The following is a 16,885-nucleotide window of genomic DNA, read 5'->3' as shown; positions in this document are numbered from 1 at the left end:
CCTTAATTTAAATCTTTTTTATCCATTTAACATTGGGATATGGACACCTTTTTCTTTAGCAGTTTTTATGGCAATCTCATAACCGGCATCAGCATGACGGGCAATACCTATACCCGGATCACTGGTAAGTACCCGCTCAAGACGTTCTCCACCTTCATCAGTACCATCAGCAACAACTACCATACCGGCATGAATGGAATAACCAATTCCTACTCCACCTCCATGATGGACAGATACCCAGCTTGCACCTGCGCAGGCATTAATAAGTGCATTGAGAATTGGCCAGTCAGCAATAGCATCACTACCGTCTTTCATACCTTCTGTCTCACGATTTGGTGAAGCAACAGAACCGCAATCTAAGTGATCACGGCCAATAACAATTGGAGCTTTCACTTCACCGTTCTTAACCATCTCATTAATAATCCGTCCAAATTTTGCCCTTTCACCATAACCTAACCAACAAATCCGGGCAGGCAGACCCTGGAATTTAACCTTCTCTTTAGCCATTTTAATCCAACGAACCAGACGTTCATTATCAGAAAATTCTTTACATAAACGATCATCAATCTTATAAATATCCTCTGGATCACCAGAAAGAGCAGCCCAACGGAATGGACCTTTACCCTCACAGAAGAGCGGCCGGATATATGCTGGTACAAAGCCCGGGAAATCGAAAGCATTCTCTACCCCCTGCTTTTTCGCCTGTTGACGAATATTATTACCATAGTCAAAGACTACAGCCCCGGCTTTCTTAAGATCAAGCATTGCCTGTACATGAACAGCAATAGATTCCATAGCCCGTTTAATATACTCATCCGGGTTGGATTTGCGCAACTCTAAGGCTTCTTCAAGGCTCATACCGGCAGGCACATAGCCATTCAGTGGATCATGTGCAGAAGTCTGATCAGTAACTACATCAGGTATAATACCCCGTTTAACAAATTCAGGATAAATTTCAGCAGCATTGCCTAAAAGACCAATGGAGAGAGGCCTTTCTTCATCTAAAGCTTTTTGTGCCATCTCTAAAGCTTCATCTAGAGTTTCTGCCATTACATCACAGTACTTGTGATCAATACGGCGCTGAATCCGACCCCGATCTACTTCTACTATAATAGCTACACCTTCGTTCATAGTTACAGCCAACGGCTGAGCTCCACCCATTCCACCTAAACCAGCAGTTAAAACTAATTTACCCTTCAAACTGCTATTAAAATGTCTTTCTGCTAGTTCAGCCAAAGTTTCATAAGTACCCTGCAAAATTCCCTGGGTTCCGATATAAATCCAGCTACCGGCGGTCATCTGACCATACATAATCAATCCCCGTTTTTCTAAATCCCAGAAATTCTCCCAACTTGCCCAGGCAGGTACCAATAAAGAGTTAGCAATGAGCACTCGGGGAGAATTTGGAGTAGTCTTAAAGACTGCAACTGGTTTTCCTGATTGAACCAGCAAGGTTTCATCATTTTCAAGATTTTTCAGTGTCCGGACAATAGCGTCAAAACATTCCCAATTTCTTGCAGCTTTCCCACTGCCGCCATAAACCACCAATTCTTCCGGCTTTTCAGCTACTTCGGGATCCAAATTATTCATTAACATCCGCAAAGCAGCTTCTTGATGCCAACCTTTACAATTCAACTCTGTACCTCTAGGTGCACGAATCACTCTTTTCATTTAAATTCCCTCCTTTTAAATATTTTGACTTTGCAATTATATTAAACTAAGATCTTGTAAATACTACTAGAACTGTTGTTTTATTTATTCTATAATAGTAATCCAACTACCTGCTCAACAGCCTGAATAATTTCACCTGAATGAATCTTCTCTTGCATTTTATGAATCTCGGGAGCAATCAATCGATCATGGGTTAAAGCAGGAATACTGGATCTGATTAGATCATAGACCGCTTTTGTACCAGAGGCTAGCTTATCCTTATCCCTAAATTCCAGTGCCTGAGCGGCAGTCAACAATTCAACAGCCAGCACATTTTCTGCATTGGTCAGAATATTATACATTTTACGTGCAGCAATGGTTCCCATACTGACATGGTCTTCCTGATTGGCGGATGTAGGAATAGAATCGACCGATGCAGGATGGGACAGTACTTTGTTTTCTGATACCAATGATGCTGCTGTATATTGAGCAATCATATAACCCGAGTTAATTCCACTGTCAGCAATCAAAAATGGCGGCAGTCCGCTTAAATTTGAATTAACAAGTCGCTCTATCCGCCGTTCCGAGATATTAGCCAACTCAGCCAGGGCTATACCCAGAAAGTCCATGGCCAGAGCGATAGGTTGACCGTGGAAGTTACCACCTGAAAAGACTATGCCATCTTCGGGGAAGATGAGAGGGTTATCTGTCGCTGAATTAATCTCACGAACCACAACTTCCGCTACATAATTGATGGCATCCCTGGATGCACCATGCACCTGAGGTGTACAGCGTAAAGTATATGCATCCTGTACTCTATCCCTCTCTTTCCGGTAAACCAGACCACTTCCATTAAGGATGGCCCGGATATTTCTGGCTGCCTTTAACTGTCCGGGATGGGGTCTTAACTGTTGAATTCTTTCATCATAAGCATCGGGGATTCCCTGCAATGCTTCCATAGTTAAAGCAGCACAGATATCTGCCGTTTTAGCCAGATTTAAGCTATCATAAACTCCCAAAGCTCCAAGTGCTGTCATGCACTGGGTTCCGTTGATCAAAGCAAGTCCTTCTTTGGCCCCGAGAGTAATAGGCTTAAGTCCGGCTTTTATAAGAGCCTTATCTCCCGGCATGCGCTCTCCCTGATAGTATGCTTCACCATACCCCAACATAACTAGAACCATGTGAGCCAGAGGTACTAGATCACCGCTAGCTCCAACTGAACCCTGAGAATAAACCACTGGCACTACATCAGCATTGAGCATATCCACTAAAAGTTGCAAAGTCTCAAGGCGTATGCCAGAATAACCTTTTACAAGAGCATTGGCCCGTAAAAGCATCATTGCCCTTACTACTTCTTTAGGTAATGGATCACCAACTCCACAAGCATGGCTCAAAATTAAGTTTCGCTGTAACTCTTCCACCTTTTCCTGTGGGATCATAACATCAGCAAGTTTACCAAACCCAGTAGTAATTCCATAAACGACTTCTCCCCTCTCTATCAGCTCCTCTACCAACTTCCGCGAGGCTTTAACTTTTTCAATTCCCTCTTGATCTAAGGCCACTTTTTCAAATCCGCGTACTACATCAATCATCTGCTGTAATGCAAGATTTTCCCCGTTAATGTATATCATATTATTTTCACCCCTTTACAATGTTAAATAGTCAAAAGAAAAGGAGCATCAATCAAGATGCCCCTTTTTTGCAAATATTTATTTAATTTTATAAAAATTTTCCCAATCATGATTCCCCACCTCGCGGGTAAGTGAAATATCGGTATTTTAATATATATTCTTGCTTGCAGAAAAAAATCCTCTTTTTGAAATAAAAAGAACAGAAACCTTTAAAACAAAATGGAAAGCCGCCTTCAAAAAAGTGATCAAGTCTTTGTTTTGTTTACTAATTAACCATCTTATCAACCTTACGCGGGGATGTAATATCTTCCCAATACATCTAATTTTTCCTAAATACCTGACATATTAATCCACCTTATTTCTGCCCTGGCTTTATTTAAATATATAAACGGTAAAAATTCCAAAACCGTAAAATTTACCGGGTTATTTTTAATATAATTACCTACTTACAGCCTTCCACTGTATCAGATATCTCTAATCTACTTCTATCATTCCAAAATAAAATCAATGGCTGATGTCAGCTTTATATAAAAGTCTTCTGGAAAAGAATGGCCTAATCTCTTTTCAACCATCAATTTACAAGGTAAATTCCTCTTTTGAATCTCCGCATAAAGCTCCATAACTCTGGGATAAAAATAGTCATTATCACCTATGACAATGCACCCTTTAATTCCTCTTTTAGCTGCCGACTCAATCAACGGAACATACTCTTCGACATCCCCGATAGCTGGCATTACCGCAATAAATCCCTTACTGGGAATCTCATCATTCAGTACCAGATCAATTGCCAATTTACCTCCCTGAGAAGCCCCAGCAATAATTGTCTGATCAAATTTAATAGTATAATCCCTTCTTATTTTAGCATACATCTCTAAAATATCTTTTTTGGCCAACGCCTGGTCATCCCAGCAAAATTCATCAATTCCACAGACCTGGGATGATTGGGGAAGAGCCAGCATAAAACCCCTTCCTAATACTGTAGTTTTCCAATAATCCGCAAAACTTCTGGCATTTCCCTGACGCCAGTGAATTGAAAAAAATAGAGGTATCGGTTGACTTTGAGTATATTCTTCTGGAGTAAAGATAAGTAATTCTGCTTTTGTCTTAGACTGAGCAATAGCATAAAGTTTTTCAGATTCTGATAAAATATTTTTAAATTCATCTCTGTCGTGAATCGGTTTTAAATCCCAATCATTGAGCAAAATTTGCGGAGCCCACCAACAACCTTTTTCAACAGCCGATTTCAATGTTTTTATTGCCTCCTCTATTTCACCAAGCCGACAATAAAGACAAGCAATCCAATAACTTATCCTGGACATTTTTTCCGGAAAGTTTTCTAAAGCAAGCTTAGCCACTTCTAAAGCTTCTCTAAACTCACTTTTCCCATAGTAGTCAAAAATCTGTTTTTGTAAAGTATTAAAAGTTATATTACCCATCTAACTCTCCTCCCAATTAACCTTTAATTTATACTACTTTTTCTACTTTCAATCAAAAAATTCCTTTTATATCTATGACTTTACTACAAAAAGTTAATTTTTCGCTTCAAAAAGAAATTTTTCGGACCATCTAAAGTTCGATTTCAGGCTATCTTATATAGTTCTTTAGTACTCAACTTTTTTATGAATTTGAAATTATCTGATTTCATCCTGTTTTAAACCTCTCCAGTTTGTCTTTTTTCAGAGCTTTGGCTCTCTGCTAATGTTTTAAGCCGGTATATAAGGGACTTAAACCCTCTATTAAAAAAAAAAACCGCTGATATATCAATCAGCGGGTTAATCTTACCATATTTGCTTATTCATTTTGCTCTCCCTCAGGCTCTGCTTCTTGATTCGCCTGATGGTTATCCTCTTTACTTTGAGGGGTGTGTTCATCATCTAGAGGTTCACCATTAATAATCTTATTAACCTGTTCAGCATTAAGAACTTCATACTTAAAGAGAGCCTGAACCATTCTTTCAACAATATCAGCATTTTCTTTTAATATTGTCAAAGCTTTTTCATAACAGTTATCAATAATAGCTTTAATTTCCTTATCAATAAGAGCAGCAATCTCCTCACTGTAATTTCTGTCGCGGGTAATATCTCTACCTAAAAAGACATTTTCCGCATCTTTATGGCCCAGAGTGATATGGCCTAACTTTTCACTCATACCATATTCAGTCACCATGGCACGGGCTATGGCAGTCGCTTTCTCTAAGTCATTGGACGCTCCCGTACTGATTTCACCTAAGAAAACCTCTTCTGCAGCACGACCACCTAAAAGGACAGTAATCCTATCCTGTAAATCCTTTTTGGTAACCATCATCCGTTCTTCTTTTGGAATCGGAATATGATATCCGCCAGCCTGGCCACGTGGAATAATTGAAACTTTATGGGTCCGTTCTACACAATCTAAAAGTTCATTTAATACTGCATGACCTGTTTCATGGTAAGCAATCAACTTACGTTCCTCTTCACTGATCCTCCGGCCACTACGTTCCAGCCCGACAATGATCCGATCAATTGCATCATCAAAATCACGCATTGTGATTTTACGTTGTTTACGACGAACTGCTAAAATAGCCGCTTCATTTGCCAGATTTTCCAGATCAGCACCGGTAAATCCGGAAGTCCGACGGGCCAGTGCATCTAAATCCACATCATCTGCCAGGGGTTTATTGCGAACATGGATTTTTAAAATTCCCAAACGACCTTGATAATCAGGTGCATCCACTACAATCTGGCGATCAAAACGTCCAGGTCGTAATAGTGCTTGATCAAGGACATCAGGACGGTTAGTTGCAGCCATAACAATAACGCCTTCGTTGCCTTCAAAACCATCCATCTCAACCAGAAGCTGGTTTAGAGTTTGCTCACGTTCGTCATGGCCGCCACCAAGGCCAGCACCTCTCTGACGTCCTACCGCATCTAACTCATCAATAAAAATGATACATGGCGCATTACGTTTCGCCTGTTCAAAGAGATCCCGTACCCGGGAAGCACCAACACCGACAAACATCTCAACAAAATCAGAACCACTGACAATAAAGAAAGGAACACCTGCTTCCCCAGCAACGGCACGTGCCAGCAAAGTTTTACCAGTTCCCGGAGGTCCTACCAAAAGCACTCCTTTAGGCACCTTAGCCCCCATAGCATTAAATTTTCCAGGATCTTTTAAAAATTCAACAATCTCTGCCAGCTCTTCTTTTACTTCTTCATAATTGGCAACATCAGCAAAGGTAATCTTCTTATCTTCATCTTGAAGAAGTCTTGCTCTGCTCTTACCAAATGTCAGTACCTTATTACCGCCCCCCTGCATCCGCTGCATGAAAAAAATCCAGACAGCTATAAGAATGATCATCGGTAAAATATAGCTCAAAACAGCAGTCCACCAGGGAGCAGAAGGTTCTGGTTCGGTATTAATTATTACATTTTTTTCTACCATTAATTCCATCAAATTTGGAACTACTTCTGGTGGAATATTTAAATAAAATTCTCGACCATTATAAATTCCCTCAATCTCATTGGAACCAATCATTGTCACTTCCTTGATCTTACCCTTCTCAACCAGTTGAAGGAATTGGGTATAGGTAAGATCCAGGTTGCCATTGGTTTTGGGGATGAGGAAATTGGCTAGCAAAATGGCAATAGCGATAATTATTACATAAAATCCAACATTTTTAGAAAAACTATTCAATTCTAAACCTCCCCTCACTTACAAATAAATAAAACCATGAAGGTATTATACCATACTTAATGTAAAATGGCAAACCCCTCTCCCCTGGGAATATTTTTTTATATTTATGCATAAACTTCTGGTTTTAAAACTCCTATAAAGGGTAGATTACGATATTTTTCAGCATAGTCAAGACCATAACCGACCACAAATTTATCAGGAATCTCAAAGCCATTAAAATCGGAAGTAATATGCTTTTCAGTCCGGCGTGCTGGTTTATCTAACAGAGTACAGACTTTAATACTGGCAGGCTCTCTGGTCTTTAACATCTCTATAACTTTCTTTAAAGTAAGACCAGTATCAATAATATCTTCCACAATTAAAACATGTTTTCCTTTAATATCCTCTTCTAAATCCTTGATAATCCGTACAGAACCTGAAGATTCTGTACCAGTTCCATAGCTAGAGACATCAATAAAGTCAAAGGTTACCTGTCGTTTGATCTGGCGAGCCAAATCAGCCATAAAAATAAACCCACCCCGCAATACACCAACCATGATCAATTCTTCAGGTTTGTCAGCATAAGCAGCATTAATCTCAGCACCTAACTCTTCGATTCGTTTCTGAATTTGTTCCTCGGTCAAAATAATTTCTTCAATATCATTTCTGAGATCATTTTTCACCTTTTTATACCTCCCTTTAAAATAGTTAAAATACACGTTTTTTGGGTTTTTGGTGTAACTTTAAACCGGTCATCTACACGATAGCCAGCAACCCAGACAATCTGCCCGTCTAAAGTTGTAACTATCGGAATCAGATTTCTTTCAAAACGATCAACCTTTTCATCAATCAGAAAATCCTTCAACTTTTTCTTTCCTTTAAGTCCCAGTGGATAGAACCAATCTCCCGGTTTACGGGAACGGATTAAAAGAGCTGTTCCTAAAAGATCTGCATCTAAAGCTGCCTGATCTTTTTTTACTAAAACCTGCCCCTCCTTTACTTCAGCTTTAATAAGCAAATCTGATTCCTCTAAATAGGTTTCACCTGGAATAGTCAAGGTATATTGTCTAAGAGATTGATTTAGAATCTCCTCCTTTTTCCCAAGACGCAGCATCTTGTATCCTTTATATAATATATAACCATCAGGTAAATACACCATTTTTCCAGGCGAACCCTGTAAAATTAATTCTTGCATTTTTATATAGTGCTGATAGTAGAAATCTTTTTTGTCTCCCTTTAATTTTTCCATTCCTAACCGTAGAATCCTTCTCAAAATTGCCGGTTTTTTTTTCGACATTACATTAAGATCAAAACTCAAGACTTCCGGCTCCTCTTTTATTAAAACATTCTCAAAGATTCTGGAAACATATTCTTCCAATATCAGGTTCTCTTCTTCCAAAAGGTGAGCCATCTGTACCAGCTGCTGTCGTAAATTAGGATTATATTCTTCTTCTAGCATCGGAATTAACTTAAGGCGAATTCGATTTCTGAGATAGACAGGTTTGGCATTAGAAGGATCATAACACGGAGTTAAACCTTTCTCGTCACAAAAAGCTTCAATCTCCTCCCTGGTTACATATATTAAAGGTCTGATCAAATTTCCCCGACTCCGGGCAGTAAAACCTACCAGGCCTTCTAATCCTGCCCCCCTTAAAAAACGCATCAATACCGTCTCAGCCAGATCATCAGCATGGTGACCTAAAGCAATCTTTGTTGCTCCAACCTTCTCTGCCACCCTATTAAACAATCTATAGCGTACCTCTCTGGCTTTATCCTGAACAGATCCACCTTCTTCTTTAAGCAAAGCCGGTATATCATATTCAAGAATAGTTGCAGGAATTTCATGGGATTTCGCAAACTGACGTACAAATTCGGCCTCATCTTTAGCCTCTTTACGAAGCTTGTGATTTAAGTGTACTACATGGAGCTGATAATTAAATTCATCTTTCAACTCATACAAAATCTCCAACATGGCCAGGGAATCAGGCCCACCTGAAACAGCTGCCAAAATTAACTCCCCATCCTGAACCAACTGATATTCAGTTATCGCTTTTCGAACTTTATCATAAATGGTCATTTTCAAAACCCCAATCTATAGATTAAACTTAACTTCTATCTCTTATACAGAAAAATCAGGTATCTAACAGGCGGCATATAAAAATATTAATACGACATTAGGGTATAATTGTCCTTCTAGTTTTAAAAAATCAAAGGGTAAAACCTCCTCATATTGAGAAAATTTTACCCTAAAAAAGCTGGTTTAATAAACCTTTTCTTCCTCCAATTTTAAAACCACCACTGTCATATCATCTTCCGGTATTCCATTAGCTACCGCCTGGTCATATATATATCTCGCTAAATCCTCAGGTGATTCAAATGAACACTTACATAGCAAACGAACCATCCAATCCTCTTTATCAATAGCTTTTACAGCATCTAAAATTCCGTCACTCATCATCACCACAAAATCACCAGGTAAAAGGCGCCGTTTAAAGGTAGATGGTTCTATACTCTGCAAAATACCTACAGGTAACGAACTTCCCCGGATCAGATTAACCTCATGACCCCGCTTAATAAAACTGGCAGCAGCGCCAATTTTAATAAATTCCACTTCTCCATTAAAAAGATCAATAAAGGATAAATCCATTGTAGCAAAACATTCATCTGTTGAACGACTAATCAGGGCAGTATTTACCGTCCGTACAGCTAGATCATGATTAAAGCCAGCTCTTACGATCTTTTGCACAAGGCGTGTAGCAGTACGACTTTCCCGGGCTGCTTCTTCACCTGTTCCCATACCATCACTTAAAATCGTCATAAACTTCCCCGATTTCAGCTGTTGATAAACCAATGTATCACCAGAAGTATTTTCCCCTTCCTTTGGCTTGTTATAAAATCCTATCTCGATTTTAAACTTTTGGGCTGGACAGAATTTTAGATGACAATACTTTTGACCCTTTTCCCGACCGCAAACTCCCTCATATTTAGTCATTGGCTGCTGAATCATCTGGTTAATTACTTTAAAGATCTGCCGACATTCCCCATCACCGTCACAACGTTCTTTGGTTATAGAGATCTCTAATCGATCATCAAAGGTATCTCCAATAAAATGACAATTGATTATATTTAGTCCATTTTCTTCTAATTCGGTCTTAAGCCGCTGTTCCCTTTCCTCTTGAGTAGTTATACATAGATCCAACTCTTTAGAAAAACTATCAATAATCCGGGATACTTCGCCCAATTGTTCAGCAACAATGGCCTGCTGATTTTTTAATTTCTTACTCCAATGCCGATGCAATTCATAAATCTCTAATGACCCGTTAACATATTCTTTTAAGCGACTTAAATTTCGACAGTGGCCTTTTAAAAGTCGTATGAAATCTTCCCCTTTGGCCTGGCCCTGGCTCTCTAAAAGAGATAACAATTTAAAGATCTGTGTATAGGTCTGATAAAACTGCTTGTCCCAACAATAATTTTCATAATTACAGCCTTTACAGACTCGATTGGAAATGATATAGAGAAAATAACTTAAATCATTTTCCTCCACCTCTTCACTAAAAGCCACTTCTTTAAAAGTAGTACTTAACTCAGAAAAAATCTGAGAAAACTCTTCTAATCGTTCTGTAAACCGGCGCTGTATTTTCTGCTGGTAGTTGGTTTCCTCAATTAATAATTCGCCTGTACCCGGCAAATAGCGTCGCAAATTTGTTAAAAACGAACCTGGAAAAATTAAAAAAATCATCCCCGATATCAGACTATCCAAAATTATATATTGAAGTTGAGTTTTAATAATATCCAGTCCTGTAAATACCAATGTGGCAAGAACCATCCCCAAAATAATAGCAAACCGACCATACTCCCGGAAATACCCGGCACTAAGACCAAGAAAACCATATAGGCCTACCACTACCGGATTATAAAATCCGGTTAGAGTCAAGGCCATTCCTAGAAACATCCCCGATATGGCAGCATGGGACATTCCCCCAATATATGCAAAAATAAGCAAGATAGTCTTAATCAATACTGAGGTTATCTGAATATTCATAACTTTGAGCCCTGAAAAGCTAATTATTACTCCAGCAGTTAAAAAAAGCACAGCCAGAACATTAATCCGGGCCAACCGTTTTTGCTTACCCATTATCAGACCTGTCAAACCCTCAGCAAAAAGCCAACTAATACAAAGAATAAATATCGATTTCAACAACCCCATCAATAACTGATAAATCTCACCCGGATAAAAAAGAAATTTTAAGAGATAAAAAGCCATAACCATGCTGGCCATAATAACCCCTTTGACTACATCGTGTCGTATTTTATCCTTTAATAAACGAATAAGATAAACACCTAAAACCGCAGCTACAGTAACTCCCAATCCTGTCCAACCATTTATTAATACTGAACCAGCCCCCACTCCCAATACGATCAGTGCCAGACGCTGCGGATGCAAATTTATAAAAATGGTAAGAAAGGCAATACCAAAGGGTGATAATTCTTTAAACATAACAGCATGTCCTAGTAAAAACCCCAGCAACGCTGTCACAAAATCAATCAGCTTTAACTTCACTTTTCCACCATCCTTAGCTGCTCTTTTAGTGGTTAAAAATTTTTGCTTATTTCGATAAATCGAAGCAGGTATAACTATACTCATTCATAAACCCCCCCGGATTTTTAATCTGATTCTCTTTATATTTTATATTATATACTTTTTCTGGAAAAAATGTTGTCGAATGACCCAGAAGACCGTTCTAAAAATTTGTAAATTATCTCCATTTATTTGAGAAGTTTCTCCAAAAAAATTCCACATTTAGGGTAGAATGTCTGTCAAAAAATAGTTTAAATAGTTAAATTGATTTCTACCAATTTCAGGAGTATAATTAAATTATAAAATAACAAGGAGGATCAGAAATGTCAAACATTATTGAAGTACACAATCTTAACCACAATTATGGTGATGTACAGGCATTGTGTAATGTAAATCTAACAATAAAAAAAGGTGAAATATTCGGACTTTTAGGGCCCAACGGTGCAGGAAAAAGTACTTTAATTAAATCCCTGGTAGGGGCACTAAAACCCACTTCTGGCAAAATAAAAGTTAATGGCTATCAACTTCCCGACCAACGTAAAATTGTGCAACGATTTATCGGATATATGCCTCAAAACCCTGCACTCTATGAAGATATCTCAGTTGAAGAAAATATCAGATTTTTTGCCAGGGCCCATTTCATTACTAACCCAGAAGAAAAAGTTGCACAGGTAATCAAATTTACAGCTTTACAGAAAAAAAAGGATAAACCTGTTCGGACCCTCTCGGGCGGGATGAAACAGCGAGTTTCTTTAGCATGTGCTCTGGTTCATCAACCTGAGATACTTTTTTTAGATGAGCCTACAGCAGGGATTGATCCCCAACTTCGCCAGACTTTCTGGCAATACTTCCATGAGTTATCAGCTAAAGGAGTAACAATCTTTATCACTACCCATCTAATGGATGAAGCTGAGGACTGCCATCGGTTGGGAATTATGAATAAAGGGCAAATTTTAAAAGTAGATTCAGTGAAGAAAATCATGGCTCTCGGTCAAGAATTTATCTCCATCAAAAAGAATGGTGAATGGAAAGAAATAACTCCCAATGCCGGATTGGCTGAAGCCCTTTACCCCTATGGACTAAGTACAGATATTGAGGAGATTCGCATCCAACATGAAAATTTACAGCAAATTATTTTAAAACTATGTAAAGAAGGTGATTCAAAATGAGAGCACTGCTAATTGGAAGGCGAATTATTTTACAATTAAAAGGCGATCCCCGATTTTTAGTAATTTCAATAGCTGCCCCCTGTCTGATCATCTATCTGATGAAAGTCCTTTTCGATACTCTGGCTAATCCCTTTTTAAACCTGAATCGCTTTATTATACCTATGGCTGGGTTTATCGTCTTTTTTGTCACCTTTATCCTATCAGCCATAGCTGTCACCAGGGAACGCTCCCATCAGACGTTAACCAGAATGTTTGTTAATGGTTTTCGCCGGGTTGAAATTATTTTTGGTTATCTGATTGGTTATATTAGTCTGGCAACCATCCAGACGCTCTTTATCTTTTTTGAAACCATCTGGTTATTTCAATTGCAAATCTCTACTATAAAGAAAATAGAATATATTCTTATTATCTGGCTTTTAGCTATAATCTCCATTGCTCTTGGAATTTTAATCTCCACACTGGCTCAAAATGAAGGTCAGGTCTTCCCTTTCATCCCATTAATAATCTTGCCTTCTATATTCTTCTCTGGTCTTTTAGTCAAAGTTAAACTTTTACCCAATTGGGCACAAATTTTATCAAAAACAATCCCTTTCACCTATGCTTATAATGGAATTACCGGACTGATGAACGATCAACTGAATGAATACTGGCAGAACCTGGGATTCCTCTTTGTTTACGGAATCTGCCTTTTGGTTCTTTCCAGTCTGACTCTACGCGAATTTGACTAAATCATTCTTTCATTCATTAAGCTATGCCTATAATTGGTTTTATAAATGATATTACTGCAAAAAGCTAATTTTTCGCTTCATAAAAAAATTTTTCGAACCATCTAAAGCTCGATTTCAGTCTAAATAAAGGCACACTAATCAAAGGGCCCTTCTGGCTCTTGATTAGCAGCTCATCACCTCCTGTGATGAGGCCTTATTTCGACTTCAATCTCACTAAGATGCTTTAACAAAAAATTTCAATAACGCTCAAAATTAGCTTTTTGCAGTCTACATAAATAAAAAAACTATATCTTTTTAAAAGATATAGTAAGCTTGTTGACAAACCTTTCTTTTTTAGAGACTTGTCCGTGCACTGCCAGAAAAACTAAATATACTGAAGCGTATAAGTCAAGGCTAGAGCCAGGAGAGCGGAAGCCTTGACTTTTAAGGACGCATAGCCAGGACGGCGGAGCGTCCGGTAGCGGAAGAAATTATATTTGGTTTTTCTGTTCCTCTGTGGAAGCAAATTATGTGCACCTTCACTTTTTCAACAGCCTGACTATATCTTTTTAAAAGATATAGTTTATTCTTGAACACACTGATGACAGTTTTCATTTATCTTATCTCCCAATCGCTCTGCCACAAGGAATCCAACAGGATTAACCTTATTGACCAGATAATCTGCAAAATGGGTATGCAAGCACTTAATTCCCTGACTCATTATACCTCCTACACCAGAATGGAGGAGTACCTCATATTGAGATGGATGACGTTCTTTTAAAAGCTTTAAGGTTGGATTCTTAACCAGGGCCATCCTCTGGTCAGCATATATCCGATAAACCTCATCCAAAGTATTTTTTAATACAGGATCGTTAAATATTATATCCTGAATTTCTTCAATAGCTCCTGTCCCTTCTAATCGTGAAATCTCTTTTACAAGCCTGGGACAGGAAAGCCAATAGAGGGTCGGAAATACTTCTGGATACTCTCCGTGAAATATGACCGGGTGAGTGACAATCACCTGGGGTATACCATCTTTACAACGGACAGCCACCCCTATTAAATTCCGCGGCGGTCGCCCTAATTGTTTGGTTATAATTGATTTATCTCCTTCTTTTAACGGCTCATATTTTGCCAAGCCTTTCACCACCTTTTTAGATATTTTTCCCAAATTGAAGAATAGAAACACCCTCAAAAAATTGAGGGTGAACCTTTTTATATTAAGAATTATTATATATTAAAAAAGCATAAGTTGTCAAATAAGGGTTTCAATAACTTTCTTTTAATTTTTTATAATTTCATAGTCAGTGCTATACGTCTCCTCTCCTGATCCACTTTTAAAACTTTGACTTTAATAATGTCCCCTACTGAAACCACATCCAGTGGATCTTTTACATAATCATAACTCATTTCAGAAATATGAACCAGACCATCTTCTTTAACTCCAATATCTACAAAAGCTCCAAATGGAACTACATTGCGAACTGTTCCCTGTAAAATCATATCTGGCTTAAGATCCTCTATAGTCATAACATCAGTTCTAAATACGGGTTTTGGCAGTTCTTCCCTTGGGTCACGTCCAGGCCGCATCAAAGCCTGAGCAATATCCTGTAAAGTAGGTAATCCCGCATTTAATTTTTCGGCAAGAGCTTTTATATCCAGTTTACTAATATCCTCTTTAATCTGAGGCAATTTCTCCCGATCTAACAAATCTTCCGGGAGATAATTACACTCAGCCAACATTTTTTCAGCCAGATCATATGATTCAGGATGAATTGGTGTATTAGCAAAAGGATCCTCTTTTGAATCGGGTATTCTCAAAAAACCTGCCGCTTGAACAAAAGTTTTTTCACCAAGCCGGGGAACATTTTTTAATTCCTTCCGAGATGAGAATTTGCCATTCTCTTCACGATACTTTACGATATTTTTAGCTACACCGGCATTAATACCAGAGACATATTGGAGCAATGACGGAGATGCGGTATTAAGATCTACTCCTACATAGTTAACTACAGATTCCACTACTGCATTCAGACACTCTCCTAATCGTGTCTGGTTTACATCATGCTGATACATACCTACACCTATAGATTTTGGATCAATTTTCACCAGTTCAGCCAATGGATCCTGTAATCGGCGGGCAATAGACACAGCACCACGCATGGATACATCCAGCTCAGGGAACTCTTCTCTTGCTAACTTAGAGGCAGAATAAACAGAAGCACCTGCTTCATCAACCACAATATATTGAACCTTATCTGAAATTTCATTAATTAAATTAGCTATCAAAAGCTCTGTCTCCCGACTTGCAGTACCGTTACCTATAGCTATAATATCGACCCTATACTGGTCTATCAGCTTCTTTAAAATTTCTTTCGCTTCTTCTATCTCATTTTGCGGAGGATGTGGATAGATCGTAGCAGTATCCAGCAATTTACCCGTCTCATCTACCACAACAACTTTAGAACCAGTCCGATATCCCGGGTCAATCCCCATTACCACTTTGTCCCTGACCGGCGGTTGCAGAAGAAGATTTCTAAGATTGGTTTTAAAGATTTCAAAAGCATATTCTTCTGCCTGCTCTGTCAAATAGGAACGAATCTCTCTTTCGATAGACGGAGCCATAAGACGGTTATAACTGTCTTCTATTGCCATCTTCAGCTGTTCAACAAAAATACTATTTTCATTGGTAATTATTCGTTTTTCTAACTCTGCCAGAATTTGCTCAACCGGTGTTATTATCTTAACCTTTAATACTTCCTCTTTTTCACCCCGATTAATAGCTAATATTCTATGGGGTGGAATCTTTTTAACAGCTTCTTTATAATCATAATACATCTCGAATTTGGTAATCTCTTCAGTCTTTCCTTCTGATTGAATAATCCCCTCATCAAAGGTATATTTTCTAATAAACTTTCTAACCTCAGCATCATCTGAGATCATCTCAGCAATAATATCTCTGGCCCCTTGTAAGACAGCTTCCACATCTTCAAGTTCTTTTTCCGGATCTATATATTCCGCCGCCAGTGCCTCTAAGTCCCCAGAAGTCAATTCCTGAGCTAAAATAGTTAATGCCAGCGGCTCTAATCCCTGTTCTTTGGCCTTGGTAGCCCTGGTCCTCCGTTTTGGACGATAAGGACGGTATAAATCTTCTACTTCCTGCAAAATCTGTGCCGATAAAATAGCTTCTTTAAGTTCAGGAGTTAATTTACCCTGTTCATCAATAAGTCGGATTACTTCTTCTTTCCGTGCCTCTAGATTACGTAAATAATTAAGTCGGTCAGCTAAATTCCTCAACTGTTCCTCATTTAAAGACCCGGTTACCTCTTTTCGATAACGAGCAATAAATGGGATAGTATTTCCTTCATCTAACAAGGTTACAGTACGTTCCACCTGTCCTAATTTTAAATTGAGTTCTTCTGCTAACCGTTGGTAAATATGTTGACTCATCAAACTTCCCCCTAACTTACTGAATTTTACACAAAAAAAAAC

At 38.5% G+C, this 16,885-nt stretch carries 11 protein-coding genes; 2 read left to right on the top strand and 9 right to left on the bottom strand.

Translation table 11 applies throughout. The features are described from left to right. Positions 1-18: 18 nt before the first annotated feature. The 7 genes from hutU to spoIIE form a co-directional block, all read right to left on the bottom strand. Positions 19-1,671, bottom strand: coding sequence for a urocanate hydratase (gene hutU / locus BBF96_RS15480; RefSeq protein ID WP_127017971.1), 1,653 nt, complete (start codon positions 1,669-1,671; stop codon positions 19-21). An 89-nt stretch (positions 1,672-1,760) separates the two neighbouring features. Continuing rightward, entirely contained in the window at positions 1,761-3,281 is a 1,521-nt protein-coding gene (hutH, locus tag BBF96_RS15475) for a histidine ammonia-lyase (protein ID WP_127017970.1), read from the bottom strand. 488 nt (positions 3,282-3,769) lie between these two features. Continuing rightward, positions 3,770-4,717, bottom strand: a complete 948-nt coding sequence (locus BBF96_RS15470) for a TPR end-of-group domain-containing protein (RefSeq protein WP_127017969.1) — start codon at positions 4,715-4,717, stop codon at positions 3,770-3,772. A 355-nt stretch (positions 4,718-5,072) separates the two neighbouring features. Beyond that, positions 5,073-6,956 (bottom strand): ATP-dependent zinc metalloprotease FtsH, encoded by a 1,884-nt coding sequence (ftsH, locus tag BBF96_RS15465; protein ID WP_127017968.1) that lies wholly within the window; start codon positions 6,954-6,956, stop codon positions 5,073-5,075. Positions 6,957-7,060: 104 nt separating this feature from the next. Then, positions 7,061-7,618 (bottom strand): hypoxanthine phosphoribosyltransferase, encoded by a 558-nt coding sequence (gene hpt / locus BBF96_RS15460; protein WP_127017967.1) that lies wholly within the window; start codon positions 7,616-7,618, stop codon positions 7,061-7,063. After that, entirely contained in the window at positions 7,615-9,012 is a 1,398-nt protein-coding gene (tilS, locus tag BBF96_RS15455) for a tRNA lysidine(34) synthetase TilS (RefSeq protein WP_127017966.1), read from the bottom strand. The genes hpt and tilS overlap by 4 nt, the downstream gene beginning before the upstream one ends. Before the next feature lie 183 nt (positions 9,013-9,195). Next, positions 9,196-11,583, bottom strand: coding sequence for a stage II sporulation protein E (gene spoIIE / locus BBF96_RS15450; RefSeq protein WP_127017965.1), 2,388 nt, complete (start codon positions 11,581-11,583; stop codon positions 9,196-9,198). Between the two features lie 257 nt (positions 11,584-11,840). Between spoIIE and BBF96_RS15445 the strand changes: the two genes are divergently transcribed. Together BBF96_RS15445 and BBF96_RS15440 are read left to right on the top strand one after the other, a co-directional pair. Further along, on the top strand, positions 11,841-12,686 hold the full coding sequence (locus BBF96_RS15445) for an ABC transporter ATP-binding protein (RefSeq protein WP_127017964.1): 846 nt from the start codon (positions 11,841-11,843) through the stop codon (positions 12,684-12,686). Continuing rightward, positions 12,683-13,414, top strand: coding sequence for an ABC transporter permease (locus tag BBF96_RS15440; RefSeq protein ID WP_127017963.1), 732 nt, complete (start codon positions 12,683-12,685; stop codon positions 13,412-13,414). The genes BBF96_RS15445 and BBF96_RS15440 overlap by 4 nt, the downstream gene beginning before the upstream one ends. Positions 13,415-13,976: 562 nt before the next feature. On the opposite strand, the gene BBF96_RS15435 is transcribed toward BBF96_RS15440, so the two are convergent. Both BBF96_RS15435 and BBF96_RS15430 read right to left on the bottom strand, forming a co-directional pair. Continuing rightward, complete coding sequence (locus tag BBF96_RS15435) at positions 13,977-14,531, bottom strand: DUF501 domain-containing protein (protein ID WP_164731140.1); 555 nt, start codon at positions 14,529-14,531, stop codon at positions 13,977-13,979. A gap of 152 nt (positions 14,532-14,683) precedes the next feature. Next, on the bottom strand, positions 14,684-16,843 hold the full coding sequence (locus tag BBF96_RS15430; RefSeq protein WP_127017961.1) for a Tex family protein: 2,160 nt from the start codon (positions 16,841-16,843) through the stop codon (positions 14,684-14,686). Between the last annotated feature and the right edge of the window lie 42 nt (positions 16,844-16,885).

It is taken from the genome of Anoxybacter fermentans (assembly GCF_003991135.1).
Lineage (GTDB): Bacteria > Bacillota > Halanaerobiia > DY22613 > DY22613 > Anoxybacter > Anoxybacter fermentans.
The sequence above is the reverse complement of the archived record's forward strand: the minus strand, read 5'-3'. Positions and strand labels throughout refer to the sequence as shown.

Bases quoted from the DNA above. Each gene is read 5' to 3' on its own strand.
- hutU (WP_127017971.1), bottom strand. From the start codon at position 1,671: ATGAAAAGAGTGATTCGTGCACCTAGAGGTACAGAGTTGAATTGTAAA.
- hutH (WP_127017970.1), bottom strand. From the start codon at position 3,281: ATGATATACATTAACGGGGAAAATCTTGCATTACAGCAGATGATTGAT.
- BBF96_RS15470 (WP_127017969.1), bottom strand. From the start codon at position 4,717: ATGGGTAATATAACTTTTAATACTTTACAAAAACAGATTTTTGACTAC.
- tilS (WP_127017966.1), bottom strand. From the start codon at position 9,012: ATGACCATTTATGATAAAGTTCGAAAAGCGATAACTGAATATCAGTTG.
- spoIIE (WP_127017965.1), bottom strand. From the start codon at position 11,583: ATGAGTATAGTTATACCTGCTTCGATTTATCGAAATAAGCAAAAATTT.
- BBF96_RS15445 (WP_127017964.1), top strand. From the start codon at position 11,841: ATGTCAAACATTATTGAAGTACACAATCTTAACCACAATTATGGTGAT.
- BBF96_RS15440 (WP_127017963.1), top strand. From the start codon at position 12,683: ATGAGAGCACTGCTAATTGGAAGGCGAATTATTTTACAATTAAAAGGC.
- BBF96_RS15430 (WP_127017961.1), bottom strand. From the start codon at position 16,843: ATGAGTCAACATATTTACCAACGGTTAGCAGAAGAACTCAATTTAAAA.